Origin of the sequence: Streptomyces sp., assembly GCF_019510245.1 — a bacterium.
Lineage (GTDB): Bacteria > Actinomycetota > Actinomycetes > Streptomycetales > Streptomycetaceae > Streptomyces.
The window spans coordinates 67,615-93,294 of the sequence record NZ_JAEKKT010000133.1; the positions used below are offsets into that span (position 1 = coordinate 67,615).

The 25,680-nt window shown below is 70.6% G+C and carries 19 protein-coding genes and 3 pseudogenes; 9 read left to right on the forward strand and 13 right to left on the reverse strand.

Translation table 11 applies throughout. The features are described 5' to 3' along the window. Positions 1-217: 217 nt before the first annotated feature. The 3 genes from JF597_RS18160 (at position 218) to JF597_RS18170 (ending at position 1,981) form a co-directional block, all read left to right on the forward strand. Complete coding sequence (locus JF597_RS18160) at positions 218-643, forward strand: helix-turn-helix domain-containing protein (RefSeq protein WP_293995823.1); 426 nt, start codon at positions 218-220, stop codon at positions 641-643. A 64-nt stretch (positions 644-707) separates the two neighbouring features. After that, positions 708-1,349 carry an IS630 family transposase gene (locus tag JF597_RS18165; protein ID WP_293995825.1) on the forward strand — a complete coding sequence of 214 codons (642 nt, stop codon included), beginning with the start codon at positions 708-710 and terminating at the stop codon, positions 1,347-1,349. A gap of 116 nt (positions 1,350-1,465) precedes the next feature. Next, positions 1,466-1,981: a DinB family protein gene (locus JF597_RS18170; protein ID WP_293995827.1), complete on the forward strand. Its 516-nt coding sequence runs from the start codon at positions 1,466-1,468 to the stop codon at positions 1,979-1,981. Between the two features lie 129 nt (positions 1,982-2,110). Here the strand turns inward: JF597_RS18170 and JF597_RS18175 are convergent. The 6 genes and pseudogenes from JF597_RS18175 to JF597_RS18200 all read right to left on the reverse strand — a co-directional run. Further along, a pseudogene (locus tag JF597_RS18175) lies at positions 2,111-2,779 on the reverse strand (transposase); the annotation flags it as partial. Positions 2,780-2,956: 177 nt separating this feature from the next. Continuing rightward, positions 2,957-3,346, reverse strand: coding sequence for an alcohol dehydrogenase catalytic domain-containing protein (locus JF597_RS18180; RefSeq protein WP_293995829.1), 390 nt, complete (start codon positions 3,344-3,346; stop codon positions 2,957-2,959). Between the two features lie 52 nt (positions 3,347-3,398). Then, complete coding sequence (locus JF597_RS18185) at positions 3,399-4,472, reverse strand: tetratricopeptide repeat protein (RefSeq protein ID WP_293995831.1); 1,074 nt, start codon at positions 4,470-4,472, stop codon at positions 3,399-3,401. Next, on the reverse strand, positions 4,469-5,638 hold the full coding sequence (locus JF597_RS18190; protein WP_293995833.1) for a DUF4331 family protein: 1,170 nt from the start codon (positions 5,636-5,638) through the stop codon (positions 4,469-4,471). The genes JF597_RS18185 and JF597_RS18190 overlap by 4 nt, the downstream gene beginning before the upstream one ends. Positions 5,639-5,671: 33 nt before the next feature. Further along, complete coding sequence (locus JF597_RS18195; RefSeq protein WP_293995835.1) at positions 5,672-7,000, reverse strand: Dyp-type peroxidase; 1,329 nt, start codon at positions 6,998-7,000, stop codon at positions 5,672-5,674. Positions 7,001-7,100: 100 nt separating this feature from the next. Then, the gene (locus JF597_RS18200) at positions 7,101-7,727 is read right to left on the reverse strand and encodes a hypothetical protein (protein ID WP_293995838.1); all 627 of its coding nucleotides are present in this window, start codon (positions 7,725-7,727) and stop codon (positions 7,101-7,103) included. A 434-nt stretch (positions 7,728-8,161) separates the two neighbouring features. On the opposite strand from JF597_RS18200, the gene JF597_RS18205 reads away from it, so the two are divergent. From JF597_RS18205 to JF597_RS18215, 3 genes and pseudogenes are all read left to right on the forward strand, one after another. Next, positions 8,162-8,797: a TetR/AcrR family transcriptional regulator gene (locus tag JF597_RS18205; RefSeq protein ID WP_293995840.1), complete on the forward strand. Its 636-nt coding sequence runs from the start codon at positions 8,162-8,164 to the stop codon at positions 8,795-8,797. Between the two features lie 209 nt (positions 8,798-9,006). Next, positions 9,007-9,222: pseudogene (locus tag JF597_RS18210) on the forward strand (cytochrome P450); the annotation flags it as partial. 185 nt (positions 9,223-9,407) lie between these two features. After that, positions 9,408-10,453 (forward strand): annotated as a pseudogene (locus tag JF597_RS18215) (NAD(P)-dependent alcohol dehydrogenase). A 50-nt stretch (positions 10,454-10,503) separates the two neighbouring features. Here the strand turns inward: JF597_RS18215 and JF597_RS18220 are convergent. Both JF597_RS18220 and JF597_RS18225 read right to left on the reverse strand, forming a co-directional pair. Next, on the reverse strand, positions 10,504-12,930 hold the full coding sequence (locus JF597_RS18220) for a SpoIIE family protein phosphatase (RefSeq protein ID WP_293995842.1): 2,427 nt from the start codon (positions 12,928-12,930) through the stop codon (positions 10,504-10,506). Positions 12,931-12,950: 20 nt separating this feature from the next. Next, entirely contained in the window at positions 12,951-15,422 is a 2,472-nt protein-coding gene (locus JF597_RS18225) for a SpoIIE family protein phosphatase (protein WP_293995844.1), read from the reverse strand. A gap of 215 nt (positions 15,423-15,637) precedes the next feature. On the opposite strand from JF597_RS18225, the gene JF597_RS18230 reads away from it, so the two are divergent. Next, positions 15,638-16,267 carry a TetR/AcrR family transcriptional regulator gene (locus JF597_RS18230; RefSeq protein ID WP_293995846.1) on the forward strand — a complete coding sequence of 210 codons (630 nt, stop codon included), beginning with the start codon at positions 15,638-15,640 and terminating at the stop codon, positions 16,265-16,267. Between the two features lie 59 nt (positions 16,268-16,326). Then, a complete protein-coding gene (locus tag JF597_RS18235) occupies positions 16,327-18,510 on the forward strand; it encodes a SpoIIE family protein phosphatase (RefSeq protein WP_293995848.1) in 2,184 nt (727 codons plus the stop codon). Positions 18,511-18,749: 239 nt separating this feature from the next. Here the strand turns inward: JF597_RS18235 and JF597_RS18240 are convergent, their stop codons facing one another. The 3 genes from JF597_RS18240 to JF597_RS18250 form a co-directional block, all read right to left on the reverse strand. Continuing rightward, a complete protein-coding gene (locus JF597_RS18240; RefSeq protein WP_293995850.1) occupies positions 18,750-19,400 on the reverse strand; it encodes a TetR/AcrR family transcriptional regulator in 651 nt (216 codons plus the stop codon). 105 nt (positions 19,401-19,505) lie between these two features. After that, positions 19,506-20,552: a zinc-binding dehydrogenase gene (locus JF597_RS18245; protein ID WP_293995852.1), complete on the reverse strand. Its 1,047-nt coding sequence runs from the start codon at positions 20,550-20,552 to the stop codon at positions 19,506-19,508. A 159-nt stretch (positions 20,553-20,711) separates the two neighbouring features. Next, positions 20,712-23,933 (reverse strand): cytochrome P450, encoded by a 3,222-nt coding sequence (locus JF597_RS18250; protein WP_293995854.1) that lies wholly within the window; start codon positions 23,931-23,933, stop codon positions 20,712-20,714. Positions 23,934-24,190: 257 nt separating this feature from the next. Between JF597_RS18250 and JF597_RS18255 the strand changes: the two genes are divergently transcribed. Further along, positions 24,191-24,814, forward strand: coding sequence for a TetR family transcriptional regulator (locus JF597_RS18255; RefSeq protein ID WP_293995856.1), 624 nt, complete (start codon positions 24,191-24,193; stop codon positions 24,812-24,814). A gap of 88 nt (positions 24,815-24,902) precedes the next feature. Here JF597_RS18255 and JF597_RS55575 read toward each other — a convergent pair whose 3' ends face one another. Continuing rightward, positions 24,903-25,142 carry an NIPSNAP family protein gene (locus JF597_RS55575; RefSeq protein ID WP_366916417.1) on the reverse strand — a complete coding sequence of 80 codons (240 nt, stop codon included), beginning with the start codon at positions 25,140-25,142 and terminating at the stop codon, positions 24,903-24,905. 113 nt (positions 25,143-25,255) lie between these two features. Then, complete coding sequence (locus JF597_RS18265) at positions 25,256-25,678, reverse strand: SsgA family sporulation/cell division regulator (RefSeq protein ID WP_293996134.1); 423 nt, start codon at positions 25,676-25,678, stop codon at positions 25,256-25,258. Positions 25,679-25,680: the final 2 nt, after the last annotated feature.

The window sequence follows — 25,680 nt, forward strand, 5'->3', positions numbered from 1 at the left end:
CATCGACGCCCAGGAGCGATTCCTCCGGAGGGAGGGGCCTGACCGGGGATCTCCCGGCTGCGCCCGCCTGTCCGGCAGGGAGCGAAGCGTCAGAAGGCTGTCAGCGATTGATGATCACCCCGGCCTCCGGCTGATGCTTACTCCAAAGGAAACGCACCCCTTCGTGGCCCATCCACCCGCACCGCCGTTGCCGCTTTCACGCAAGCAGGAACGCAAGATGCGCACGCTCGTGGCCGCTGCCGGGTCCGGGCAGGCGGTGGTGCGGCGCGCACGGATCGTACGGCCGGCCGCCGCGGGCCGGCCCACCACCGCCATTGCCGCCGAGCTCGGCTGCAGTGTGCCCACCGTGCGCACCTGGCGCGAACGCTTCCGCCGCCGTCGGGTGGCGGGCCTGTTCGACCGCCCGCGCAGCGGACGCCCCGAACTGCACGGTCCCAGCGCGCGCCTGGCCGTGGTGGCCACCGCTACCAGCGTGCCGCCCGAGGGAGCCACGCTATGGACCCGCGTCACCATCGCCGCCCACCTGGCCGAACGCGGCCTGGTGCGCTCGCCCTCCACGGTCGGCCGGGCCCTGGCCGAGGCAAAGGTGCGCCCGCACAGGGTCCGCGGCTGGCTCAACCGGGCCGACGGCCAAGCGTTCTGATCCCAGGCCGGCGCGGTGTGCCCTCTCTACCTGGACGTCCCACCCGGCACGATGCTGGTTCAGCGTGGACGAGAAGACCGGCATTCAGGCCAACTCCCGCCTCTACCCCACCCGGCGCACCCGCCCCGGACAGGCCGAGCGGCGCGAGTTCGAGTACCGCCGGCACGGCACCGTCTCCATTGCCGCCGCCATGGACGTGGCCACCGGCCAGGTCCTGGCCGAGCGCATCGAGCGCAACGACTCGGCCACCTTCATCGCCTTCCTACGGGGATTGAACCGGCTGACCAACCCGGCCCTGCGCCTCCACCTGATCATGGACAACGGCTCCTCGCACACCTCCAGGGCCACCCGCGCCTGGCTCGCCGCCCACCCGCGCATCACCGTCACCCACACGCCCAAGCACGCCAGTTGGCTGAACATGGTCGAGCAGTGGTTCGGCGTCCTGACCCGCCGCCCGACCCGCCGCCTGCTCCGCCGCGGCGACTTCACCTCCCGCGAGGACCTCGAAGCCCAGATCACCGCCTTCACGATCCGGCACAACCGCACCGCCCGCCCCTACCAGTGGCGCTACGACGCCGACGCCGACCACGCCCGTCACCACCAGACCGCCCCAGCGGAGTACACCCAGGCCGCATGGTCCTCACCCACCCTCACCAAGGCGACCACCAGCAACCGGCAGAGGACCTGCGAAGCGCTGCACAACTAGGGCCTGTCCGACGGACCTTGCCGGATCGTTGTACCCAAGGCGGATGAGGCGGTACTGGACGGGGCCCGCTCATTAATCGCTCGACCTCCCCTCCGGCCTGCGAGAAACTTCCCGCGATGACGCAACGAACCGATACGCCTCCCACCTGGGACGAGCGCACGCAGCTGATCACCTTCCTGGACTACGCCCGTGACACGGCGCGAGCCAAGTGCGAGGGCGTGTCCGCGGAAGACGCCCGCAGAGCTCCGCTTCCGAACTCACCGCTGATGACCCTGTGCGGGCTGATCAGCCATCTGCGGTGGGTCGAGTACCACTGGGTCCAAGTGATGTTCCTGGGGGAGGAACCCGCGGGTCCGCTCACGCAGGCGAGCGACGACGACCCCGACCCCGAGATGCGGACAGCGGTCGACATCCCGTTGCCCCGGCTTCTCGCCGAATATGACGAGCAGAGCGACCGCTACCGTCGCCTGCTGACCGACCACGACTTGAGCTCAAGAGCCTGGCGCCCCATCAGCGACGGCCGCCACGTGGACCTCCGCTGGGTGATCCTCCACCTCATCGAAGAGATCTCCCGGCACAACGGGCATCTCGACATCGTGCGAGAGCTCGTCGGCGGACGGACCGGCGTCTAGTAGTGCTTCGTTAGGTTGTGGGCTGTCTGCGGCTGCTCCGAGGGCTGGGCAGGGGGCGTCCGCAGGTGGTGCAGATACCGGTCCAGCACCTCAGCAGGTCCTGAAGAGCGTCGAGGACCTGGTAGAGGGTCAGGCCGGTGTGCGGACTTTTGAGTCGAGCCGCCTGAGAGTGAGGAATGCCTGGGCGGCGGTGACGAGGGTGACGTGGTGGTGCCAGCCGCGCCAGGTGCGGCCCTCGAAGTGGTCCAGTCCGAGGCCATGCTTGAGCTCGCGGTAATCGTGCTCGATCCGCCAGCGCATCTTGGCCCACCGCACCAGGTCAGCGGCCGGTGTGGTGGCGGGCAGGTTCGATATCCAGTAGTCCGTCGGAGTGTCCTGGCCGTCCGGCCATTCGACGAGGAGCGTCTGGACGGGCAGGACGCCGTCCCACCGGTTGCGGCCGCCGCCCGCCTCCTGCGCTGCGGCCAGGGACTGCTTGCCCGCGGGCCGCACTGTCAGCACCGCGAACCGTGAGGTCATCGCGCCTTTGCTGCCCTGCCTCCACCTCACCTCGGTGAACTGCTCCGCACCTGCCTCCGCTGCGAGGACGGACACGGTTCGCGGTGGGGTGCGGTAGCGGGGAAGGGTGGGTGGTCCGAGCCCGCCGTAAGCAGGCTGGTGCGGCTCGACATCCTCCGGGTGGGCGACTTCCTTCCCGTTCAGGGCCAGGACATAGGACAGCCCTCGCTCCTGGAGACCGAGCCGGAACGGGGTGCTGACGCCGTAGCCGGCGTCGGCGACCACGACCGGTGCCTTCATTCTCGTGGCGGCCGGCGCGGTGTTGTTCGGGCGGTGGCCGCGCCGCGGTGACGCGTCGGTCGCATTACAGGCGCCGCCGTTCGGCCTGCTTGTGCCCGACCCTGCTCGTAACGGCCGCGCCGACCGCGCGTCCTGGCAGGTACACGGTCGGCGCGGCCCGCGGGCTCGGTTGCGTCGTCAGGGGACGAGGATGAGTCGGATCGGGTCGCCGATCTTGTGCTCAAGGCGGTGAATCGCTTCGGGGGCGTCGGCCAGGGGGATGTGGTCGGTGATGGACGGCGCCAGGTCGAGACGGCCGCTGGAAGCCAGTCGGATCAGTTCGTAGACGTGGTCGAACGACGAACCGTAGTGCCCGTAGACCCTCTTGTTCTTCAGGTTGAAGGTCATGCGCTCCGAGATCTTCAGCGGCTCGGTGGTGATGCCCACCCCGTCGATGAGGTGGAGGTCGGAGAGGCACACGCCTGCCGCCTTGACCTCGATCAGTACCTCGCCCGGTCCGGGTTCAGGGATCGGGATCTCCTCCATGAGGAACTTCTTCGTGTCCAGGTGGACGCGTCCTGCCAGCATGGTGTCCATCGTCTGTGCCTTGGTGAGTAGTAGCGGGTGCGGAGGACGGCGGCTATGAGGCAGCCCGGGCAGCCCGGTTCTGCGCGAGCACCGCGCGCTGGAACAGGGCCTGGGCGCGGGCCGTTTGGCGGAAGGCGAGGTTCTGCAGGGCCATTTCGAGCCCCCGGTCGGCGTCCCCGCCCACGGTGAGCCAGAAGTCGGCCGCGTGGTCGGCGTAGGCCTCCGGATGACGCCGCACCAGTTCGTCGTAGCGCGCTGCCGCACGCTCGCGCCACTGCTTCGCCTCATGGACACGGCCGCTCCTGTACAGCGCGGCCGCGAGGTGGGCGGCGTACTCCGGGTCGTCGCTGGTCCGGGTGAGCGGACGCAGCAGGGCGACGGCGTCGTGCGTCTCCCCGCGCAGCAGCTCGGTCTCGGCCAGGTGACCCGCTGCCGGTGCGTAGCCGGGCACCCGGCGCCTGGCTGCCTGGTACCAGGAGCGGGCCGCGTCGACATCCCCCTCGCGGTGCCACATCACACCCCGCCGAAAGTCCAGCTGAGCAAGCGGAAAGGGCGATGTCCCCTGATAGTGACGCCGTGCCTCGTCGAAGAGCCGCTCCGCCTCGGTGACCTCACCGCGCTCCGCCTGGAGTACGGCGAGCGCGCCGAGCGTCGTGAACTCGCTCTGCCGCTCCCCTGCTGCGCGGATCAGGGCCACGGCATCCGAGTGGCAGCCGAGGGCCTGCAGGACGACTGCTCGTTCCGCGTCCACTGCGGGCGCGTCCGCGCCGCTTCGGGCAGCCGCTCCAAGGTCGGTGACGGCCTCGGCGAAGCGGTGCAGGGCCGCCCGGGTCCGGGCGCGGGCGAGCAGGGCCGTGCCGTCCTCGGGCGCCGCGCGGACCAGGCTGTCCGCCAGTTCCGTCGCCCGTTCGTAGTCGGCGACGCGGCCCAGGACGTGGCCTCGGAGGTTGAGCAGATCGATCAGAGCCGCCCCCTGGGCCACCACCAGGGGCGCCCCTCGCGTCTCCGCGGTGCCCGTACGGCTCAGGCGTACGGCCAGGCCGTCGATCTGCGCGTCCAGATTCATGACGGCGATGGTTCCGCTCGTCGTGACCGGATCGCACACCTGGGAAGCCGCGCCGGTCATGCCGCTTCCTGCGGAGGCATCAGCGCGGCCAGGCGGGCCCCGAGGTCCGGCGGCGTCGGGTTGGGCGCGTTCAGGTACGGGAAGGTGTGGGTGGCCGGCTTGGTCGCCCGGTCGACGCCGTCGCTGAGACGCTCCCCGTCGACACCGCCCACCAGCAGGGTGTAGAGGGTGTCCACGATGTCGTCGTTGAGCGAACGGCCACCGCAGGTGGTGTGCGGGCGGCCGGCGAGCAGCGCGGTCTCGATCTCGAAACAGCCGTCCTCGGAGAAGGGCTTGGCCAGGTCGACGACGAGGAAGTCCGCGAGCAGCAGTTCGGTCAGCGGGTGGTCACCCTGCTCGTCCAGCGGCCAGTCGGTCTTGCCGTCCAGGTTGTCGAACCAGGCCAGGTTGGCGTTGAAGCGGGCTCGGTAGGCTCCCGCGTAGTCGGGGCGGATGGTGAAGGTGTCCTCCTCGTTGTAGAGGTCGCGGATCTCCAGATCGCGGTTGACGGTGTCGTGCGTCTTGCTCGACAGGACCACGTTCTTGATCTCCGGCCGGCCCATCCGCTCCAGCTGGATCTGGCGGCCGCCACCGGAGGTCAGGGTCTCGCCGACCACCGCCACCAGCGAGCCGGCGGCCGGGCCGAGTACCGCTGCGTCGATCTCGACGACGATGCTCAGGCAGTTCAGGTCCTCCAGAACGTTGTCGGCGTCGGTCCGGAAGGACAGCTTCCCCGTCATGTCGGTGGCGACCACGCCCAAGAAGTCGATGAAGAACGGGTCGAGGCGCGATCCGGCGAAGATCCGCAGTCCCTCGGCCTCGGTGGGCACCTCGTTGCCCACCTGGAAGGAGACCTGCCGTCCGCCGGGGGCCCGGCACGTGCCCAGCTGCACCAGGGTGCCCGTGCCGTCGACCTGCTGCGGGGCGTCGAAGGTGAAGTCGAAGACGTACTCGTCCGTGCCGAGGTGGAACGCCGCAGCGGCACCCTCGCTCACGGAGGTGACGGGCCGGACGCGGAAACGGTGGGTGATCACGTCGGAGAACAGGGCCGTGGGGGCCGAGGCCGGGAGCACGTCGAGGACGAGCACCAGGTTCCCCGGCCGCTCGGGGCTCGGGAAGGCGTACACGTCGCAGATGTCGGACGCGGGGTCGGCGATGGCACGCGGTCCGGAGAAGTGGTCAGCCATGGGAGACGCTCCTTGTCATGGTGGTGGGAGATGTCAGGTGTCGAGGTCGGCGATCCAGCGCAGCGCCCGCAGGCCGGGCATGAAGCAGTACTCGCCGCCCCGGTTGACGACGAACGGCGGCAGCCCCTTGAAGCGGCGGCGGATCGGCCGGCGCGGGACGGTGAACCCGCCGTCGTCGTTCACGCCGATCAGCGGGTCCTTGTCCGCGGGCGCGCCGATGAACTTGCCGTCGTTCACCCACTGCCGCTGGACGAACTCGAACTGCCGGTCGAGGTGGGCTCCGACGAAGGCGAACATGATGCCGCGGTCGGCGCCGTCGTCCTCCAGGACGCCCTTGGGCAGGGGCGGGCCGTAGGTCGTACCGCGCCGGATCATGCGGTGCAGGCGCACCTCGCCGGTGACGACCGCGTCCCGCGGGTTCATCCGCCGGGAGTGGGCGCCCACGGGGCACTTGAGGCCCTCCGGGTCGTCGCCGTACATGAAGGTGTTGTTCCGCTCGGGATCGGCACCGAGTTCCGGATCGTCCTTGTCCGGCGTCAGGGCCAGCGGGGCACCACTGGGCCATCGGCCGACGAACTTGGCCGCCAGCAGTTCCTCGTCGGCGGGGTCCGTCGCACGGTCGCGCAGATACTGGCGGAACGCGGCCACGCGCGTGTGCAGCTTGCGGAAGGCCACGTACGTTCCGTTGCGTCCGAGTACCTCGGGCTGCGGAACGGGGGCGATGCCATGGGTCTCGTCCTCGTATCCGAGCACGAACTCGCCTGCCTTGAGCGGCTCTTCGTACGTGTTCGTCCCGGGGATCCCCGTGCCCTCGATGGCCGGCTGCCCGATGCCGTCCCGGAAGCCGAACGGTTCTTTCTCGTCCGGTCCGACGTGCACGTCCTGCTGCCAGACGGGAACGACGCCGGGCAGATCGCGCAGCGCGTCGCGGACCAGGAGGACAACCGTCTCCAGGCGGGCGGCGTCCGGCGCGAGTCCGGTCAGGACGAGGTGCACGTCCTGCGAACCGAGCGGCCCCTCCCAGTTCTCCGCCGCGTTGTCTCCGATATCCCCTATGTAGGCGGCCCGCGCGGACATGCCCTCCCGGAACTCCTCGGGGAAGGTGGCCAGGGACGCCTCGGGCACCCCCAGAGCCTTCAGGCCGTGGAAGCTGAGTGCCACCGCGAGCGAGACCTGGCGCTCGGGGTCGAACGCCGCGACCGAGTCGATGGCGGGGGTCAGCCTTCGCAGGAGTTCGCGTCCCTGTCGGCGGTCGTCGATGCGCAGGGCGAGGTAGGCGCCTGCGTACGGCGTCGGCCGTGGCTCCAGAGCGGCGGCCTGGATGTCGTCGAGCTCCAGGACGCTGCTCTCTTCGATGCTCATGATGCCTTCCAGAACTGTCTTGCGCGGACGGGGTCGCCGCACGGTCGTGGAGGGGGCGGGAACGGCCGCCCCCTCCCGGGATCCGAAGGGTGGGTCGGTGTCAGGCGGCGGCGTGGGCGAGGAGGGGCTTGAGGGCCGGGTGAGAGAGGGCTTCCTCGGCAGCGGGGTCGTCGAGGACTTCCTGGAAGGCGGCGTCGAGCTTCTGGGCCTTGACGACCTGCGGCATGGTGAAGGTGCTCAGGGGGTTGAAGTAGGCGGCGGCCTGTTCCTGGTTGTCCTGGAGGATCTTCTTCAGGCCGGCGGTGGAGTTGCGTACGTTCTTCTCGAAGTCCGGGTTGTCACTGTTCTTCGAGAGCGCCTGCAGGCCGCCGGACTCCTCGACCCAGGCGAAGAGCTCGTCCCACTCGGTGGTGTGCTGCAGCCAGTCGACGAAGTGCTCGAAGCCCACGCTCAGGATCGCGTCGTCGACGTAGGGGTCCCACTCGGTCTCGAACGTGGTGGCCCACAGCAGCATCCTGCCCTCGTCGAAGACCACGTGCCGGGTGTCACGCAGACCGGTCTTGATGGTCTCCTTCGGGTCCTGGCGGCGCAGTTCCTCCACGAACCGCCGGCAGGCCGCCTGCAACTCCTCGACGTGCCCCGGCTTGACGTGGAAGTAGGTGGCCAGCTCGGAGACGACGCCGTCGATGCGGCCCTTGCCCGCCTTCTTCGTGATCGTAGCGGTCATGACTTCCTCCATGAGGACCTGTACGCACATGCGGTGACATGGGCGTTCTCTACGGACAGGAGAGGGATCCACACTGTCGCGATCCCTATGTGAGACAGATTGACTCACAGAGAGCCTATGAGTCAACTTGTCTCACAGCGACCCCGGGTCACGCACCGGGCCCAGCACTCGCGAGCACCTGCGGATGCGGGCAAGGGTGGGGTTCTCGGCCAAGGGGGATGCCGTCGCTGCTGCTTCGGCGCGGATCGGCGCGCGCACCGCCTGCGAGAGGCAGTGGCCGGGACTGCGGACGGCGCCAAGGCGACGCCGTGATGCCCGCTGGCGGCAGGGAGGCCCTGGCCCAGGGATCAGCTCCATGCGGAACCTCATACCCAAATGATTGAGGATCTCATCAGTAATGGCGGACCCATCGCGACGGTTGTTACACTCGCCGTATGCCGACGTCAGCCCCGCCCAAGAACCGCTTCGAGCGGCGCCGCGCCGAGACCCGTCACGCGCTCGTCCGGGCGGCCCGGCAGATCCTGGCGGAGACCGGGGACACCAGCGCCAGCATCCAGACCATCGCCGAGCGCGCGGACGTCGGTTTCGGCTCCTTCTACAACCACTTCGAGTCCAAGACGGAGCTGTTCGACGCCGCGGTGACGGACGCCCTGGAGGAGTTCGGCCAGCTCATCGACGAGCGAGTGGATGGGATCGACGATCCGGCCGAGCTGATCGCCGCCGGATTCAGGCTCACGGCGAGGATGGCCGACTCCCACCCCGAGCTCACCCGGATCCTGCGCGACCGCGGCCTGGCCTACATCCACTCCGACCGCGGTCTGGCCCCACGAGCACTGCGGGACCTGGAGATCGGCATCGCCTCGGGGCGCTTCGACTGCGCCGACGCGACCACCGCGCTGTCCGCCGTGGGCGGCACCCTCATGTCCCTCGTGGCGCTGCGGATCGCCCGCCCCGACCTCGACGGCGACGAGGCCGCATCCGACCTGGCCGCCATGGTCTTGCGCATGCTCGGAGTCCCCTCGGACGACGCCCATGAGGTCACCCGGCGCCCGCTGCCCGACCTGGGCTGACCGTTCGGCGGGCACAGAACACTACAAGGCGGCCGACGACCGGCCCGGCGTTCGGCTGGGCGACGTGCCGCGCGCCGAGGACGCCCGGAACTCGGTCCGGACAGCTCATCGCGGGCAGGACGCCTGCGTCGCCGGCGGGGCGGCCGGGTCAGGCCGGCAGCAGCCTCCCGACAACCCGCGCCATCCCGTGTCCCGCGGTCGAGGAACTGCTGCGCTTCGAGTCGTCGGTCCAGTTCTGGCACACCCGCTCCGCCCGGGAGGACATCGGCATCGCGGGCACCACCATCCCGAAGGGCGCGCCGATCTTCCTGGCGTACGGCTCGGCGAACCGCGACCCGGCACGCTTCGCCGACCCCGACGAGCTCGATCTCGAACGTCCCGACAACCAGCACCTCGGGTTCAGCCAGGGCATCCACTTCTGCTTCGGCGCACCGCTCGCGCGGCTCGAGGTCCAGGTCGCAGTCAGTGAGTTCGTCCGGCGTGTGGAGAACCCGCGGCTTGTGGCGGACCCGCCGCCCTACCGCCACAACCAGATCTTCCGCGGCGCGCTCCACCTCCTGGTCGACATCGACGGGATCCGCGACTGACCCGACGTACGCAAAGGATCACCATGCGCGCTCTGCAACTCGTCGAATGGCGAAAGCCGCCGGAGCTGCGCGAGGTGCCGGTGCCCGAGCCGGGGCCGGGGCAGGTCCTGGTGAAGGTCGGCGGTGCCGGTGCCTGCCACTCCGACCTGCACATCATGGAGTCGCCCGGGCCCCCGCCCGGCTTCACCACGGAACTGCCCTTCACGCTCGGCCACGAGAACGCGGGATGGGTGGAGCGAGCGGGACCGGGCGTCACCGGGTTCGCGCCCGGAGACGCCGTGATCGTCTACGGTCCCTGGGGCTGCGGGCTGTGCGCCCACTGCAGACAGGGGCGGGAGAACTACTGCCAGACGACGGACGGTCAGGGCGGTGGCCTGGGGGCGGGTACGACGGCGGAATGGCCGAGTACCTGCTGGTGCCGGCGTCACGCTTCCTGATTCCGCTCGGCACGCTCGATCCCCGCCAGGCCGCCCCGCTCAGCGACGCCGGGCTGACGAGCTACCACGCCGTCAGGCGGTCGCTGCACCTGCTGGGGCCGGGCTCGACCGCGGTGGTCATCGGGGCGGGCGGCCTGGGCCAGATGGCCGTCCAAGTCCTTCGAGCACTCAGTGCGGCGACCACCGTCGTCGCCGTGGACACCGACGCCGGCAAGCTCGAGACCGCCAAGCGCATGGGCGCGGACGAGGCACTGCTCTCGGGTGACCAGGCGGTCAGGCGCATCAAGGACATGACCGGGCAGCACGGAGCCGAGCTCGTGCTGGACATGGTCGGCATGGACCCGACTCTCCGGATGGCCGCTCAGGTGGCGCGGGTCCTCGGCCACCTGACCGTCGTCGGTCTCGGCGGCGGAGCCCTGCCCGTCAACTTCGCCTGCCCGCCGCACGAGTGCTCGGTCGCCGCCCCCTACTGGGGTTCCCTCCCCGAGCTGATGGACGTCATCACCCTCGCCCGGCAGGAGAAGATCAAGCTGCTGGTCGAGCACTTCCCCCTGGAACGCGCCCGTGAGGCCTACCAGCTCCTGCGCACGGGCAGGATCCGGGGGCGCGCCGTCATCACCCCCCACGGGTGAGCACCGCGCTCGGCGCCCGTGCGAGTGGTCCCCGGCGGCCGACGTAGGGGTCACCGGATGAGCTGCTCGGACCAGATCGTCTTGTTGTTCTGACCATGGCGGCAGCCCCAGCGCGCGCCGAGTTGGGCGACCAGGAAGAGGCCGCGTCCGCCCTCGTCGCTCATGCGGGCACGCCGCAGGCGGGGCTGGGTGCTGCTGGAGTCGGTGACCTCGCAGACCAGGACGTCGTGGCGGATCAGTCGCAGCTCCGCCGGCGGACGGCCGTAGCGCATGGCGTTGGTCACCAGTTCGCTGACGATGAGTTCGGTGGTGAAGACGAGGTCGCCCAGCCCCCATGCGGTGAGCTGGCGAGCGGTCCACTCCCGGGCCTGTGAGACGGCCGCCGGGTCGGCCGGGATCTGCCAGTGGGCGATGTTCGGCGCCGGTACGGCGCGCGTACGGGCCAGCAGCAGGGCCGCGTCGTCGCGCCGCGGCTGGTTCCGGAGACTGGCGAGGAGGGCCCGGCCAGTTTCGTGCAGCGCGCGCTCCGGGCGGCAGGAAGCGGAGAGCGCATCCACCAGGTACCGGAGCCCCTGGTCGAGGTCGCGGTCGCCCCGTTCGATCAGGCCGTCGGTGCACAGCGCGAGGACGCTGCCCGGCTCCAGCTCGATCGTGGTGGTCTCGTACGGCATGCCGCTGACGGCGAGGGGTGGCCCGGGAGAGATCCGGACGGCCTCAGCGGTGCCGTCGGGCCGGAGCAGGACGGGCGGAGGATGCCCGGCACTGGCGATGGCGCAACGTCGGGTGACCGGGTCGTAGACCGCGTACAGGCAGGTGGCGCCGACGACGTCGTGGTCGTCGGGCGGGGCCTCGGCCACGAGGCGCTGGACCAGGTCCGCGAGCCGGGTGAGCATTTCGTCCGGTTCGAGCTCGAGGTCGGCGAGGGTCTGGATGGCGGTGCGCAGACGGCCCATGGTGGCGATCGCGGGCATGCCGTGGCCGATCACGTCCCCGGCGACAAGGGCCAGCCGGAGGGAGGGCAGGGCAATAGCGTCGTACCAGTCGCCGCGGATCTGCGCTCCGTCGCCCGCGGGCAGGTAGACCCCGGCGGTCTCGGCCGCCGACGTGTCGGTCGTGGCCGGGGGAAGAAGGCGCTGCTGCAGCGCCACTGCCGCCCGGTGCTCGCGCACGTAACGGCGAGCGTTGTCGACGGCGAGCGCGCCCCTGGAGGCGAGGAGTGTCAGGAGCTGCGCCTCGTCCTCGGTGAACGGTCCGGACCGGCCGCAGCGCCAGAGCGATATGGCGCCGAGCGTGAGGCCGCGGGCGTGCAACGGTGCCACCAGCACCGAGTGGGCGCCCCGCGGGACGAGGTACTCCAGCAGTCGCGGATCGCCGATCATGGCGGCGTACTCGTCGAGGCGGAGGACGACTGTCTCGCCCTGCCGGATGCGGTGCAGGAAGGGGTGGTCGGGAAGGGGCGGGACGAGGCCGCCCTGCTTGATGCCGGCCGGCCAGGCCACGGTGGCGGGCGCGAGGGCCGCGTTGCGCATGTCTCCGCCGCCCAGTTGCCTGGCGGGTTCCTCCCCGCCGAACACGGAGTGGGCGAGGTCGACCGCGGCCAGGTCCCCGAGACCGGGGGCGAGGAGATCGGCCAGGTCCCGCGCGGTCCGCACGACGTCCAGGGATCCCCCGACCCGCTCGGCGACCTCGCGGGAGAGGTGCAGATGACGTCGCTCCTCCAGCTGGTCGAGGGTCTCGACGTACAGGGCCGCGACTCCCGTGGGGCGTCCTCGCGGGTCCTCCAGGCGGAAGGCGGACAGCGACAGGGCCCGCCGCCGCGCCGGATCCTGCCGCCGGCGTACGTGCTGGGTCCTGCGGATCACCGGGGCGCCCGTCTCGATCACCTGGCGCAGTACCGCCTCCAGGGTGTCGGCGTCCTCGGCGCAGAGCACGTCGTGCAGCCGGGTGCCGGGCTGTACGGGACGGCCGTCGGCAGTGCCCGGTGTGGCGTTCGTCTGCACCGTGGTCAGGTCCGTGTCGTACAGAGCGATCGTGACCCGGTCCTGTGCGGAGAGCGCGCGCAGGAGCGCGGCACCCTGCTCGTGGTGGACGGCGTGGTGCGCCGGGGCCACCAGGACGAGAAACTCCGCGGGACCTTCCACGGCGGAGGTCCGGAAAACGACCTCGACGGTGTCGCCGGACCGGTGCCACAGGCGTACCCGGCCGGACGCCGGTATCTCCGCGGCCCGGTACGGCTCGTCGGGGAGTCCGACCACCAGTTCCCGTGCGGGCCGTCCGCAGACCTCGTCGGCGGTGAACCCCGTCAGGTCCTGCGCCGCCCGGGTCCACCGGAGCACCGTGCCTCGGTCGTCCAGCACGACGGCTGCCGCGCACTCGAACGCCGGTGGCCCGCCGCCGGGCCCGGCATCGGACAGGCCCGTCGTCCCTGGGGTGTCGCCTGCGGAGTCGATGTCACTCACAGCGTTGTCGTCCATCATGTCGTACCTTCCTCGGCGGCTCAGGCGATCGTGGCTGCGGGCAGGTTTTGTTCGGACCAGACGACCTTGCCGCCCGATACGGAGCGGGAGCCCCACCTGCGGGAGAGTTGAGCGACGAGCATGAGGCCACGGCCGTCCTCGTCGAGGGTGCGAGGGTGTCGTGGGTGTGGCTGGCTGGTGCTCGTGTCGGTGACCTCACAGGTCAGGATGGAGTGCTGGAGGAGCCGTAGGCGGATCGGCCCACCGCCGTACCGGACGGCGTTGGTGACCAGTTCGCTGACGATCAGCTCCACGGTGCCGACGAGTTGGTCCATCCCCCACGCCCGGAGCTGACGTCCGGTCAGGTGCCGGGCGGTGCGGACGGCGGTCAGCTCGTTCGGCAGGTCCCACGACGCGACCCACGCCGCCTGGAGTCCGCGCGTCCGTACGAGGAGCAGGGTGACATCGTCGAAGTGGGTCCGGGCCGGCAAGGTCTCGACCACCTCCGAGCACAGGTCCTCCAGAGACCGGCCGGACGGTGCCAGCAAAGCGCCCAGGCGCCGCATGCCGGCATCGAGGTCGTCGTCGCGTGACTCGACCAGGCCGTCGGTGTAGAGCGCGAGCACACTCCCCTCGGGCAGTTCGCGTTCCACCGACTCGAAGGCGAGCGCCCCGAGGCCGAGCCCGAGCGGGGCACCGGCGGGCATGTCCGGGAAGGTGACACCGCCCCGCGGGTCGATGATGGCGGGCGGTGGGTGGCCGGCCCGAGCCATCGTGCACCGCCGCGTGACCGGGTCGTAGACGGCGTACAGGCAGGTGGCGCCCACGACCGAGGGGACCACGCCCAGGTCGTCGGCGTCTTCCTCGCTCTCCTCGTTCAGCCGCAGGACCGTGTCGTCGAGGTGCGCCAGGAGCTGTTCCGGGGGCAGGTCCAGGTGTGCGAGCGTGCGCAAGGCGGTGCGCAGCCTGCCCATGGTCGCCGCGGCGTGGATCCCGTGTCCGACCACATCGCCGACGACGAGGGCCACGCGGGCGCCGGACAGCTCGATCACATCGAACCAGTCACCCCCTACGCCGTGGTCCGTGTCGGCCGGTACGTAGCGCGAGGCCACCTCGACGGCGGCGCCGCCCCGGACCCGGTGGGGAAGCAGGTCGCGCTGGAGCGTGAGGGCGGCGGCGCGTTCGCGCGCGTACTGGAGTGCGTTGTCCAGGCTGAGCGCGGCCCGGGTCACGAGCTCCTCCGCGAGCAGCAGGTCGTCCTCCTGGAACGGCGTCGGCTCCTCGGAGCGGCCGAACAGCGCCAGTCCCAGGACGCAGCGCCGCGCACGGATGGGGACGACCATCAGGGAGTGGACCCCGCTGTCACGGACCTGCTGCGCCCGCGCAGGGTCGTGGTCGACCCACGGGCTGAGCTGGGTGTCCGCGTCCAGGGACGGTACGAGGTGCGACCTGCCCGTGTGCAGCGCGGCGGCGAACGGCGAGGCCGGGTGGACGTTGATCACCTCTTCGCGGACCCAGGGCAGTTCGAGGACACCGAGGTCGACGGAGGCCAGACCGGCACGGCGCAGCGCGGGAGCGCGGCCGTTCGCCACGCCGATCCGTGCGGGCTCCAGGGCGAACGGAACCGACTCCACCAGGTCGACGAGGGCATGGTCGGCCAGCAGGGGCACGGTGAGCTCTGCCAGCTCCTGGCTGGTCTGCATGACGTCGAGGGTGCTGCCGATGCGGGTGCCGGCTTCGCTGAGGATGGCAAGACGCTCGCGCGCCCGCCGGTTGCCGGTGACATCGACGCTCATGCTGCACACCGCCCACGGCCTGCCGTCCGCGTTCTGGAGACAGAAGAACGAGGCCGAGTAGACGTGCTCCCGGCGCCGGTCGGTCGGCGGCCACGCCCGGTACTCGTGCACCATGGTGATGCCGCTTTCCAGCACGTGCCGCATCACCACCTCGAGCGCTTCGGCCTCGAAACCGGGCAGCGTGTCCTTCAGACGGCCGCCGAGCCGTCGATCACGGGGAATGCCGTCGTGGAGTTCCATCGCGTCGTTGACCCACGTGCAGCGCAGCTGCGGGTCGCGAACGACGATGCCGATCGGTGCGTGGGCGAGCAGCGACTCGCGCAGCGATCCGTCCATCGCTCCCGAGGAGAGCGCGCCTATGCCGGTCACGAACACGAGCCAGCGCAGGCTTTCGCTCTCTCCCCGCAGCAACGAAACCCGCAGGGCCAGGGTGAGCGCGTGGCCGTCCCGGTGGCGGACCGTCGTGGTGCCGGACCAGCCGCCCTGGGCACGGCACTGTTCGGCGAGCGCCGCAGCCTGGAGAGCGCCGCCTGAGCACGGCAGTACGTGTGCCGCCGGCCGGCCCACCATCTCTCCGGCCGAGTACCCGACCAACTGCTCGGCGGCCTGCGTCCACCCGACCACCGTCCCTTCCGCGTCGAGCATGGCTATCGCCGCGTCGGGTGCCTCGCTCGGGTTCACCGGCTGAGCGAGTCCTGGCTGATGGGTTTCCCTCATTTTCATCCGTTCCGTTGCGTGGGGCGCCGTATCGACATGGAGACTTATGGTCACGGCATATGGGACATGTTAGGGTGTTTCTGACGAAAGCATCATTGATGACAGCTTCATCGTCAAGGGAATCGCAAAGTTGATCTAACGATCAGATATGCACGACGACCAGGTCGTCGGCGCAACGAAGTCATCAGACCTGCTGCTCTCCACGGTGCATGCCGATGTCAGTAACACTCAGCAATCGATTCGAACGCCGTCGCGCCGGGACCCGGCAGGCGCTCGTCCGCGCGGCACGGCAGATACTGGCCGAGTCCGGCGACACCAGCGCCAGCATCCAGGCCATCGCAGGACGCGCGGATGTGGGCTTCGGCTCCTTCTACAACCATTTCGACTCCAAACGGGACCTGTTCGGCGTGGCCCTGGAGGATGCGATGGAGGAGTTCGGTCAGGCCATCGACGAACGCCTGCACGGCGTCGATGATCCCGCCGAGCGCCTCGCCGGGGGCCTGCGGCTCAGCGCACGTTTGGCCGAGTCCCACCCCGAGATCATGCGAATCGTGTGCCACAGCGAGCTCGGCCGCATATGCGCCGGCCGCGGACTGGCTCCGCGGATGCGGCTCGACGTGGAGCAGGGCATCGCCTCGGACCGCTTCACAGTCGTCGACCCGGTCATCGCGCTGTCCGCACTGAACGGCAGCCTGCTGGCACTTGTGGAGCTGTGGCTCAGCAAACCCCAGGTCGACATCGACCAGGCCGCGGCCACCATGGCCGAGGTGCTGCTGCACATGCTCGGCCTCTCCCCGGAGGAGGCCCACGACGTCGCCCGGGGACCCCTTTCCGCCGCGGTGTGAAGAGGGCCGCCTCGTCCCGCGGTGAACGGCTCGGCGACGCGGGCCTATCCTGAACGGAGGTGCACGACTCCGCGAAGCGAGCGCAGCGGATGGCTCATGGCAAGGACCTGCAGACCGCTGCCGTCCAGGAGCTGCTGGATCAGATTCTGGCCCGGACGGTGGTCGGGACAGGTGCGCACGCGGGGGCGCTCTTTCTGCTCGAACCCGGCGGCGAGGTCCTGGTACTGGACGCGAGCCTCGCGATGCCCACGGGGTTCGTCAGTCTGCTGCGACGCATACGGGTGACCACCGTGGCTGACGGCCCCGTTCCCGAAGCGATACGCCAGCGGCGTCCGGTGTGGGTCGGCTCCGGTGAGGAGTTCGCCCGCCGCTATCCCCAGCTGGCGCTGACCTTCCCGTTCGTGGGGGCCGTCGCGGCGGCCCCGCTGCTGGCCGGCACCGGTGTGTGGGGCGCCCTGCTGGTGCTGTTCTCCCAGAGATCACCGGCGCCGGATGCGGGCGCGCGGGGCCGTCTGACCACTGCGGCCCGCTGCATCGCCCTGCTGCTGCAGGACGCCGCCGAGGCCGGGCACCGCGTGCAGCCCGGACTCGCGGCGCGTCTCCTGCCGCCGGCGCCCGCGCATCCCTCGGTACCCGCTCCCCCGCAAGGGGCGGTGGACTTCATAGCCGCTCTTCCCGAAGGTGCGTGCCGAGTCGACGTGCGGGGGCGGATCAGGTTCGTCGACCGGACCGCGGCCGACCTGCTCTGCGAGAGCGTCCCCCACCTGCTGGGCGCCCGCCTGTGGGAAGCGGTGCCGTGGCTGGCTCCCGCGCCGTACCGGCTGCGGTACCAGGCCGCACTCGCGAGCCAGCTCCCGACCTCCTACACGGTGAGGCAGCCCCGTGACGGCAGAGAACTGCTGCTCCAGCTGTACCCGGACCGCACCGGTGTGAGCCTGCGCATCTCCGCCCCGGCCGGCGCTGCGCGCAGCCCCGATGAACTGGCCGTCGGTACCGGGGAGTTGCCTGGCCCCGCCGGCCTGGACGCCCACTACCACATGATGCAGCTCTCCGGCGGCCTGGCCGCGGCCGCTTCCGTCGACGAGGTCGTGGAGCTGGTGGCCGGCCACCTGTTGGTCGCGTTGGACGCGCAGGCCTTCGCCTTCCTGGTGGCGGAGGCGGGCCGGGTACGGGTGGTCGGCCAGCACGGCTTCAGCCAGCACCTGGTCGACCTCGTCGACCACGCCCCCCTCGCCTCCGACCTCCCCCTTCCAGGGCTGACCACGGGGGCGCCGCCCTGGGGTCTGGCCCAGGGGCTGCCGTCCTTCTTCGCCGACCAGGACGAGCTGCGTGCGGTGTATCCCGAGAGCGCCTCCATCGACGACGGTCTGGGCGCCTGGGCCTGGCTGCCGCTCATGGCCTGCGGCGAGTACTTCGGGGTGTGCGTGGTCGGTTACCGGCAGGCCCACCCCTTCACGTTGCAGGAGCGTGCCACCCTCACCGCCATCGGCGCCCTGGTCTCCCAGGCCCTGGACCGCGCACGGCAGTACGACGCCAAGCACCGGTTGGCGGAAGGCCTCCAGGCCGGCCTGCTGCCCCGCACCCTGCCGACGATGCACGGACTGGACGTGGCCGCCCGCTATCTGCCCGCCAGCCATGGCATGGAGGTGGGCGGCGACTTCTACGACCTCATCCGCCTGTCGGACGCCGAAGCCGCCGCCGTCATCGGGGATGTACAGGGCCACGGGGTCGGCGCGGCCGGCCTGATGGGCGAGGTGCGCACCGCGGTCCACGCCTACGCCGTGGCCGGCGCGAGCTCGGGCGAGGTCCTGGCCCGGACCAACCACTTGTTCGACGCCCTCGACCCGGGCCTGCTCGCCAGCTGCCTGTACGCGCACATCGATCCGGTCAACCACATCGCCCAGGTGGCCACCGCGGGCCACTGCCCGCCCCTGCTGCGCCACCCCGACCTGCACACCGACATCGTGGCGGCACCGCCAGGCCCGCTGCTGGGCGTCGACCCCACGGCGGTGTACCCGACCGTCGACATCCCCCTGCTTCCCGGCGCTCTCCTGGCCCTCTACACCGACGGACTCATCGAAACACCCGGCACCGACTTCGAGGCCGCCCTCACCGACCTCGCGGAGGTGCTCGCCAAGGCCACCGGCCCGCTGGACGACATCGCCGAGACGCTTCTCGCCCACGCCCAGCCGTCGGGCGATCGTGCCGACGACACCGCTCTGCTGCTGCTGAGGGCCTGTTGAGGCGTACGCCGACGCCGCCGTGACGGCCGGACATCGCCGGTCAGCTCCGCGCCGGCATCGTCGAGACGGTCTGAAACAGGTGACTGGCCCTGTCCGCCGTCTCGGGTGCCGGCCGCGTGCGGCTCTCGGCCCGCAGCAGTCAGGAACGTCTGCCGAACCGTACTGCGCGCCGGCGCAGACGGCGGTGGCCGAGATGGTCCTGCGCATACTCGGTGTCGCCCCGGACGACGCCCATGAGGTCACCCGGCGTCGGCTGCCCGGTCGCGCCTGGCGACGTCCTGCACCTGAAGCGAGGCCGCCCGTGGTGCCACTCCGGCGGCGACGAGGAACGAGGTGGCCGCGGCCTCGCCGGTGGGGTCGGCCCATGCGCACGCGGCGTTCTCCTCGGCGAGTGCCAGCATCAGGGCCTCCAGCGCCTGGGCGAGGAGGGGTGCTGGAAGGTGGTCCGTGAAGACGCCTTCGCGTTGACCACGTCGCAGGGTCGCGACGGCCTCTTCGCGGGCCGGTGCCAGGACGGCGCGGAAGGCGGCCTCGCCCAGCCGACGCCGGCTCAAGGCGATGAGCAAGCGGTATTGATCGCCCACCGCCCATGCCGCCAGCACCATCCGCGTCATCGCCTCGATCGGGTCGGCATCCGTCGTACGGGCTGCGGCAAGCGCCTGCTGGAGTTCGTCGCCTGCTTCCCGCGTCAGGTCGGCGATCAGCGCATGCCGGCCGGGGAAGTGTCCGTAGAGGGTGCGCCGGGCGACGCCGGCCGCCTCGGCGATGCTGTCCAGACTCGCATCGGGGTCCTCCCGCAGTCTCTGCCGAGCAGCGGCGAGGATGCGTCGGCGGTTCGAGCGGGCGTCCCTGCGCTGCGGAGTACGGCCCAGGGGGTCGGTCGTCTGCATGGTTCTGTCGCTCCACGGTTACCGGAAAGCCGTGGGCGCCGGTGCACCCTCACGCACCGGCGCCCACTCACCCCTGCCCAGGGTGGCCTGGTGTCCTGACAGGCGTCAGGGGACGAGGATGAGGCGGATCGGGTCGCCGATCTTGTTCTCCAGACGGCTGACCGCGTCGGCGGCGTCGACGAGCGGGATGTGGTCCGTGATGGAGGGGGCCAGGTCGAGACGGCCGGCCGCGGTCAGCCGCACGAGCTCGGAGACGGACTCGGGGAAGCCGCCGTAGTGGCCGCGCACCTGCTTCTGCAGGTAGTTGAAGGTCAGGCCCTCGGCGATGGTGAGCGGCCGGGGTGTGATGCCCACCAGGATCAGGGAGCCGCCCAGGCCGAGCACGGAGGCGGCCTGGTCGCGGACGGCGGGCACGCCGGCGCAGTCGAAGGCGAAGTCCAGGCCCCGTCCGCCGGTGGCCGCGCGGACCTGGTCGGCGAAGTCGGGGGCCGCCGGGTCGAGCGCGAGGTCGGCGCCGAAGGCAAGGGCGCGCTCGCGGGCGCTGAGCAGCGGGTCGACGGCGATGATCGGTGCAGCGCCGACCAGGCGGGCGAGGCGTACGTTGTGCGCGCCGACTCCGCCCACGCCCCAGACGCCGACGGACTGGGCGGCACGGACACCCGCGGTGGCGACGACGGCGGCGTAGGGGGTGGAGACCGCGTCGGGGATGATCGCGGCCTGGTCGAAGGGGAGGCTGTCGGGGATCGGGATGAGGGTGTCCTCGCGGACGACCACGTACTCGGCCCACCCGCCGTCGTAGTCGATGCCGGCGGTGAGCATCTGGGTGCACGGGCGGCGGCGCACGCATCCGGCGCACGTCCCGCAGGTCTTGCCGGCCTCCAGGGTGACGCGGGTGCCGACGGGCAGGCCGCGCCTGAGGTCGGGGCCGAGTGTGTGGATGACGCCGGAGACCTCGTGGCCGACGGTGATCGTGTCGGAGGTGGCGAACAGCGGGACGAGGGAGCCGTCCAGCAGGTGGACGTCCGAGAGGCAGACGCCGGCGGCCTTGACCTCGATGAGGACCTCGCCCGGGCCCGGAACGGGGATGGGGACCTCTTCCACGGCGAATTTCCTGCTGTCCAGGTGGAAGCGTCCGGCGAGCATGGTGTCCATGACGATCTGCTTTCTGTGAGCGGCACCGCCCGAGTTCAGGGCACGGGTGCCGTGTGGTGTCCGCATGGCTTGTGGTGGCCGGGAGGCGTACGGCCGGCAGCGGGGATGCCGCACGCCTCCCGGCGGCCGGGGGTCGCACGCCGTCACGGCGTGCGACGGTCAGGCGAAGACGTCCTGCTGGTAGCGCTCGTCGGCCTCGAGCTGGACGAGCCACTGCTGGGCGGTCTCGTCGTCGCAGCCGGTCTTCTGACGGTGGATGGCGGCGAGGGCCTCGCGGACGGCGGGTGCCATGCGGCGGCCGTCGCCGCAGACGTAGACGTACGCGCCGTCCTCGATGGCCTGCCACACCGTGTCGGCGGCATGGGCGATGGCGTTCTGCACGAACCGGGCCGGGTGGCCGGTGACCGCGGAGAACGCGGTGTGCACCTGCGCGATCCCGGCCTGCTCCCAGTCCTGCATCTCCTGGCGGTAGAAGTAGTCGTGCTCCGGGTGGCGGCACCCGACGAAGACCTGGGACAGGCCGACCTGGGTGCCGTTCGCGTGCTGGTGCGCACGCTCCTCGAGGAAGCCGCGCAGCGGCGCGATGCCGGTGCCGGGGCCGATGAGGATCAGCGGCGTGGCGGGGTCGGCGGGCGGGGCGAACGTGGGGGAGGGCACGCGGACGTAGCCGTAGACGACGTCCCCGGGCTCCAGGCCCGCGATGTAGGAGGAGCAGGTGCCGCGGTAGTGGCCGTCGCCGGACAGGGCCGGGCCCTCCAGGAGGCCGACGGTCAGGCGCACGTGGCGCGGGTTGGCCGACGGGGCGGAGGAAATGGAGTAGAAGCGGGGACGGATGGGGCCCATCATCTCCAGGAAGACCGCCAGCGGCAGTTCGACGGCCGGGAAGCGCTCCAGCAGGCCCAGCACCGAGACGCGCTTGCCGAGGATCTCCTTCTGGTAGCGCTCCTCGGCCTCCTGGGTGTCGGTGGTGTACGCCTGGAGCTGTGGCCGGGTCCACGGGCACTGGGTGTACTCGGCGAGCGTCTGGATCTGGGAGCGGGTGGCCACGTCCTGCAGCTCCAGGAACTCGGTGAGCAGGATGCCGGCGGTGACCGGGGTGCCTACCGGCAGGTGGGTGCGGCCACCGGCCGGCTGGTCGAGCCGGAGCACCTGGTCGTATGCGACGCCGAGCCGCCTCAGTGCGCGCTCCACCAGGCCGAGTTCGTTCTTGGCGAAGACGGCCAGGTGGTTGCCGGTGTCGTAGGTGACGCCCTCGGGCAGCTCGATGGTGATGGACTTCGCGGACGGGCGCGGCGGCTCGATGCTGAAGTCCCACAGGCCGGTCGCGTCGGCCACGAGCTCCTCGTTGGCCACCACGGTGAGCGGGTACGCCTGCTCGGAGACGATGGCGGGACGCACGTCGGACTCGGTGAGCAGCTGGACCTGGTAGCGCGGTCCGCTCGCCTCGGAGGTGTCGGCGGCGTACTCCTCGGCCAGGGTGGCCCACAGCGTGTCCATCCAGCGACTGGCCATGCCGTCGAAGTCACCGGCGGCGTCCGCGATGCCGCGCTCGATGACCGGGGTGGCGCCGGCGGCCAGCAGCCCTTCCTCGATTCGCTTGGGGAATGCCTGGAAGGTGGCCACCCACTGGGTGTTGCCGGCACCCAGCAGCGCGAACCGCACGTTCGACAGCGAGCCCTCGGGCAGTCCGGTGGCGAGCCGGTCGTCGAAGCGCTGGGCGTTGTCGGGCGCCTTGCCGTTGTAGCTGGCGGCGACCACGACGAGCAGTCCCTCGGTGGGCAGATTGTCGCCCAGCTCGTCCAGGCTCATCAGCGTGGTGCCGAAACCGGAGCGTTCACCGCGGTCGGCGATGGTGCGCGCCAGGTCCTCGCACGAACCCAGGCTGGAGCCGTAGGCGACGGTCAGGTTCACGCCGACGCCGCTGACCGCGGCCTGCGCCTGCGTGTCGCCCGTCTGCACGTCCGCGGCGCCGAACACGGTGCGCTCGTGTTCCTGACGGCGACGGACGACCAGCTCGAAGTTGCCGGGCTTGCGGGTCAGCGCCTCCTTGACGTCCATCTTGTAGTCGGCCGTGTCGGAGAACTTGAACTTCTGCAGCACCAGCGCAAGGACCAGGCGGGCCTCGGTGAGCGCGAACTGCCGGCCGATGCAGGCACGCACACCGTTGCCGAACGGCTTGTAGGCGTGCGGGTGCTGCTTGGCGCGGTTCTCCGGTAGCCACCGGTCGATGTCGAACTCGTCGGGACGGTCCCATGCCTTGGGGTTGGTGTGCAGCGGGCCTTCGAGGATGTTGACCCGCGCTCCCTTCTTGAGCCGGTAGCGGCCGCCGATGACGGTGTCCTCAAGCGGCGCCTTGCCGATCAAAGGGATGGGGGCCCACAGGCGCAGGGTCTCCTCCAGGATCCGCGGGATGACGTCCAGCTTCATGATCGTGTCGTAGTCCGGGACCGTGTCGCCGGGCAGCAGGCGGTCCACTTCGGCGTAGGCCTGGGCCAGGACGTGCGGGTTGCGCATCAGCGAGTAGGTGGCGAACGCCAGCAGACCGCTGGTGGTCTCGTGACCGGCGATCAGGAACGTCAGCACCTGGTCGCGGACGTTGTAGTCGTCCAGCAGCTTGCCGGTCTCCGGGTCGGTGGCCTCCAGCATCAGGCCCAGCAGGTCGTCCTCACCGGTGCCCTTCCCCTCGCGGCGCTCCTTGATCACGCTCTCGACCAGGTCCTGCATCAGCCGGATGTTGTCGCGGTACTTCCGGTCGTCCGCCTTGCGCAGCTTGGTCATCATCGGCAGCTCCTGCGAGCGCCGCAGCGACTCGATCAGCGTCTCCAGCAGCGCGTTGAGGAAGGGGTGCAGCTCCTCCTTGCCGAAGGAGTCGAACCGGTAGCCGAACCCCGACAGGGCGATGGTGTCCAGCGTCAGGCGGGTGTAGTCGTCGGTGATCTTGACCCGCTTCCCCTCCCGGCGCTCCCACTTGCCCACCAGGTTCTGGGCGATCTCCAGCATCTGCCCGTAGTAACCCTTCATGGCCCGCTGGCTGAAGGCCGGCAGCAGGATCCGGTGCGCCCTGCCCCATTCCTCTTCGTGCTGGTGCGCGGTGAACAGGCCCGCGTTCAAGAAGTCCCGGACATGGGCCAGCGGCGTCTTGTCGATCTGCTTGAAGAACCGCGTCTCGTCGCTGACCTCGGCCACCAGGTCCGGGTCGTAGACGAAGACCTGCTCGATGCCGGCGATGTCCATGCCGTAGATGCCTTCGGGGAACTGCTTGGACAGTTCGGCGAAGTACTCGAACGGGTTGGTGGCGGGGATCTGCGGCGTGTTGCCGAGCAGGGGGACCCCGCGCGGGGACCGGATGGGGCGAAGGTCGTTCGCGGACTGCGTGGTCATGGCTTGCTCCTCTGCGTGGAGGGGTGAAAGGGGATGGGCCAGGGGCGCGCTGCGCGGGGTCGATGCCGCGGCGCCAGGCAGAAACATACGCCGTATGGAATTAGTACCGTACGACGTATGGAAATCGGACGCAAGTCCTGACCGTGCACGCGGGCACTGTGATCCGGGCCATCTCCATACCCTGGTACGGAGCTGATACCGTACGGGGTATGGAAAACAAGGTGAGGCGTCCCCCACGGGGCACGAGGAAGAGGGACGTGCCGCTGACCCAGGCCGGTATCTACGACGCCGCCCTGAAGATCATCGACGAGGACGGGGTCGAGGCGCTCACCATGCGCAAGCTCGCCACCCAGCTCGATGCGAACCCGATGTCCCTGTACCACCACGTCCCGAACAAGGAAGCCGTGCTGCGCGGCGTGGCGAGAACGGTCGGCGCCCAGTTCCGCACCGTGACACTCCAGGACGCGCCCTGGCAGGAGCGCATCCGCCTGCTGGCGACAGACTTCCGGACCCTGGCGCACCGTCACCCCGAGCTGATGGCCTACTCGTTCAGCCACCAGCCGGACTTCATCCAGCCCGACGACCCGTTCTGGACCACACTCACCGCGATCGTGGCCGCCGCCGGGGTGCCGCAGCCGGAGGTCCCGGAGACCGCCGCACTCATGATCGCCGTCGTCATCGGCGTCCTCAGCGCCGAACTCAACGGCTCACTCCAGCTGTGGGCGAGCCTCAAGCCCCCCGGTGCGGCTGCCGACGCGGACGAGGTCACGGACGCAGACAAGGCAGACCTGGATCAGGACCACATGTTCCGGCTGGTGATCGACACACTCATCACGGGCCTGGAGGGCCGGCTCGCCAACGGCAGAGGCGCCGGCCGCTGAGTCGGTGGATCCAAGGCGTCGCGGTCGGCACGAGCAGCCCGCCGGCGAGCGCCTCGGCCGAGTCGCGTCACTCGTCGCGGGCCCGCCGTCAGCGCAGGGGTGAGTCGCCGGTGGGCGTCAGCAGGGTTTCGTCGAGGCCGACTATCCGGCTGATGTCGAAGCCCTCCATGCCGGTGCGGAACTCCGGACTCGACAGGTACGTCTCCAACCGCTCCTGCACGTCATCGGTGCCCTCGTAGGAAACCAGGGCGTAGAGGCGGAACGTCTCGCTCCCGGGCGCCGCCGGCCCAGTCCAGACGCCGTGTGTGGTGATCCGGTGCTTGGCCATGCCGGGAATGTGCTCCAGATCTTCTCGTAGGCGGCGAGCGCGTCGGGGCCGCGCAGGGCGTAGACGCGAAGCTGGTACTGGGACATGGACAGTTGCTCCTTTTCCTGAGGGTGTCAGCCTTGCGAGCGCAGGTGCGCCAGTTCGGCGCCCCAGTCGATGTGTCCGGACTCCGTGCCGCGGGGCACCAGAGCCTCGGTCCGCTCCAGGAAGGACCTGACGTCCCGCGTGGAGACCTCGAGCAGCGCGGTGTCCGCGGGCGGTCCGAGGGCGATGTACATCGACGTGTCGCCACGTCCCGAGGCCGACCAGATCCGGACGTCCGCGCAGCCCGCGGGGCCCTTGAGGCCGTCGGCGAGGAGATCCCGCCCCAGGACCCATTCGACCGGCTCGTCGCAGTCGGCGAAGAAGACGGCGCGGACGGCATAGGGATCGGTGGGCTCGTACCGAAGGCGCAGGCACAGCGGCAGTGAACAGTCCCGCGACACGACCAGCTGCACGGCCACCCGCTGTTCGACAGACTTCAAGGACTTCTTCATCG

Coding starts and splice junctions, on each gene's coding strand:
- JF597_RS55575 (WP_366916417.1), bottom strand. CDS start 25,142: ATGGCCAAGCACCGGATCACCACACACGGCGTCTGGACTGGGCCGGCG.
- JF597_RS18200 (WP_293995838.1), bottom strand. CDS start 7,727: ATGACCGCTACGATCACGAAGAAGGCGGGCAAGGGCCGCATCGACGGC.
- JF597_RS18245 (WP_293995852.1), bottom strand. CDS start 20,552: ATGGACACCATGCTCGCCGGACGCTTCCACCTGGACAGCAGGAAATTC.
- JF597_RS18160 (WP_293995823.1), top strand. CDS start 218: ATGCGCACGCTCGTGGCCGCTGCCGGGTCCGGGCAGGCGGTGGTGCGG.
- JF597_RS18190 (WP_293995833.1), bottom strand. CDS start 5,638: ATGGCTGACCACTTCTCCGGACCGCGTGCCATCGCCGACCCCGCGTCC.
- JF597_RS18195 (WP_293995835.1), bottom strand. CDS start 7,000: ATGAGCATCGAAGAGAGCAGCGTCCTGGAGCTCGACGACATCCAGGCC.
- JF597_RS18240 (WP_293995850.1), bottom strand. CDS start 19,400: ATGCAGACGACCGACCCCCTGGGCCGTACTCCGCAGCGCAGGGACGCC.
- JF597_RS18220 (WP_293995842.1), bottom strand. CDS start 12,930: ATGATGGACGACAACGCTGTGAGTGACATCGACTCCGCAGGCGACACC.
- JF597_RS18170 (WP_293995827.1), top strand. CDS start 1,466: ATGACGCAACGAACCGATACGCCTCCCACCTGGGACGAGCGCACGCAG.
- JF597_RS18205 (WP_293995840.1), top strand. CDS start 8,162: ATGCCGACGTCAGCCCCGCCCAAGAACCGCTTCGAGCGGCGCCGCGCC.
- JF597_RS18225 (WP_293995844.1), bottom strand. CDS start 15,422: ATGAGGGAAACCCATCAGCCAGGACTCGCTCAGCCGGTGAACCCGAGC.
- JF597_RS18230 (WP_293995846.1), top strand. CDS start 15,638: ATGTCAGTAACACTCAGCAATCGATTCGAACGCCGTCGCGCCGGGACC.
- JF597_RS18180 (WP_293995829.1), bottom strand. CDS start 3,346: ATGCTGGCAGGACGCGTCCACCTGGACACGAAGAAGTTCCTCATGGAG.
- JF597_RS18250 (WP_293995854.1), bottom strand. CDS start 23,933: ATGACCACGCAGTCCGCGAACGACCTTCGCCCCATCCGGTCCCCGCGC.
- JF597_RS18185 (WP_293995831.1), bottom strand. CDS start 4,472: ATGACCGGCGCGGCTTCCCAGGTGTGCGATCCGGTCACGACGAGCGGA.
- JF597_RS18265 (WP_293996134.1), bottom strand. CDS start 25,678: ATGAAGAAGTCCTTGAAGTCTGTCGAACAGCGGGTGGCCGTGCAGCTG.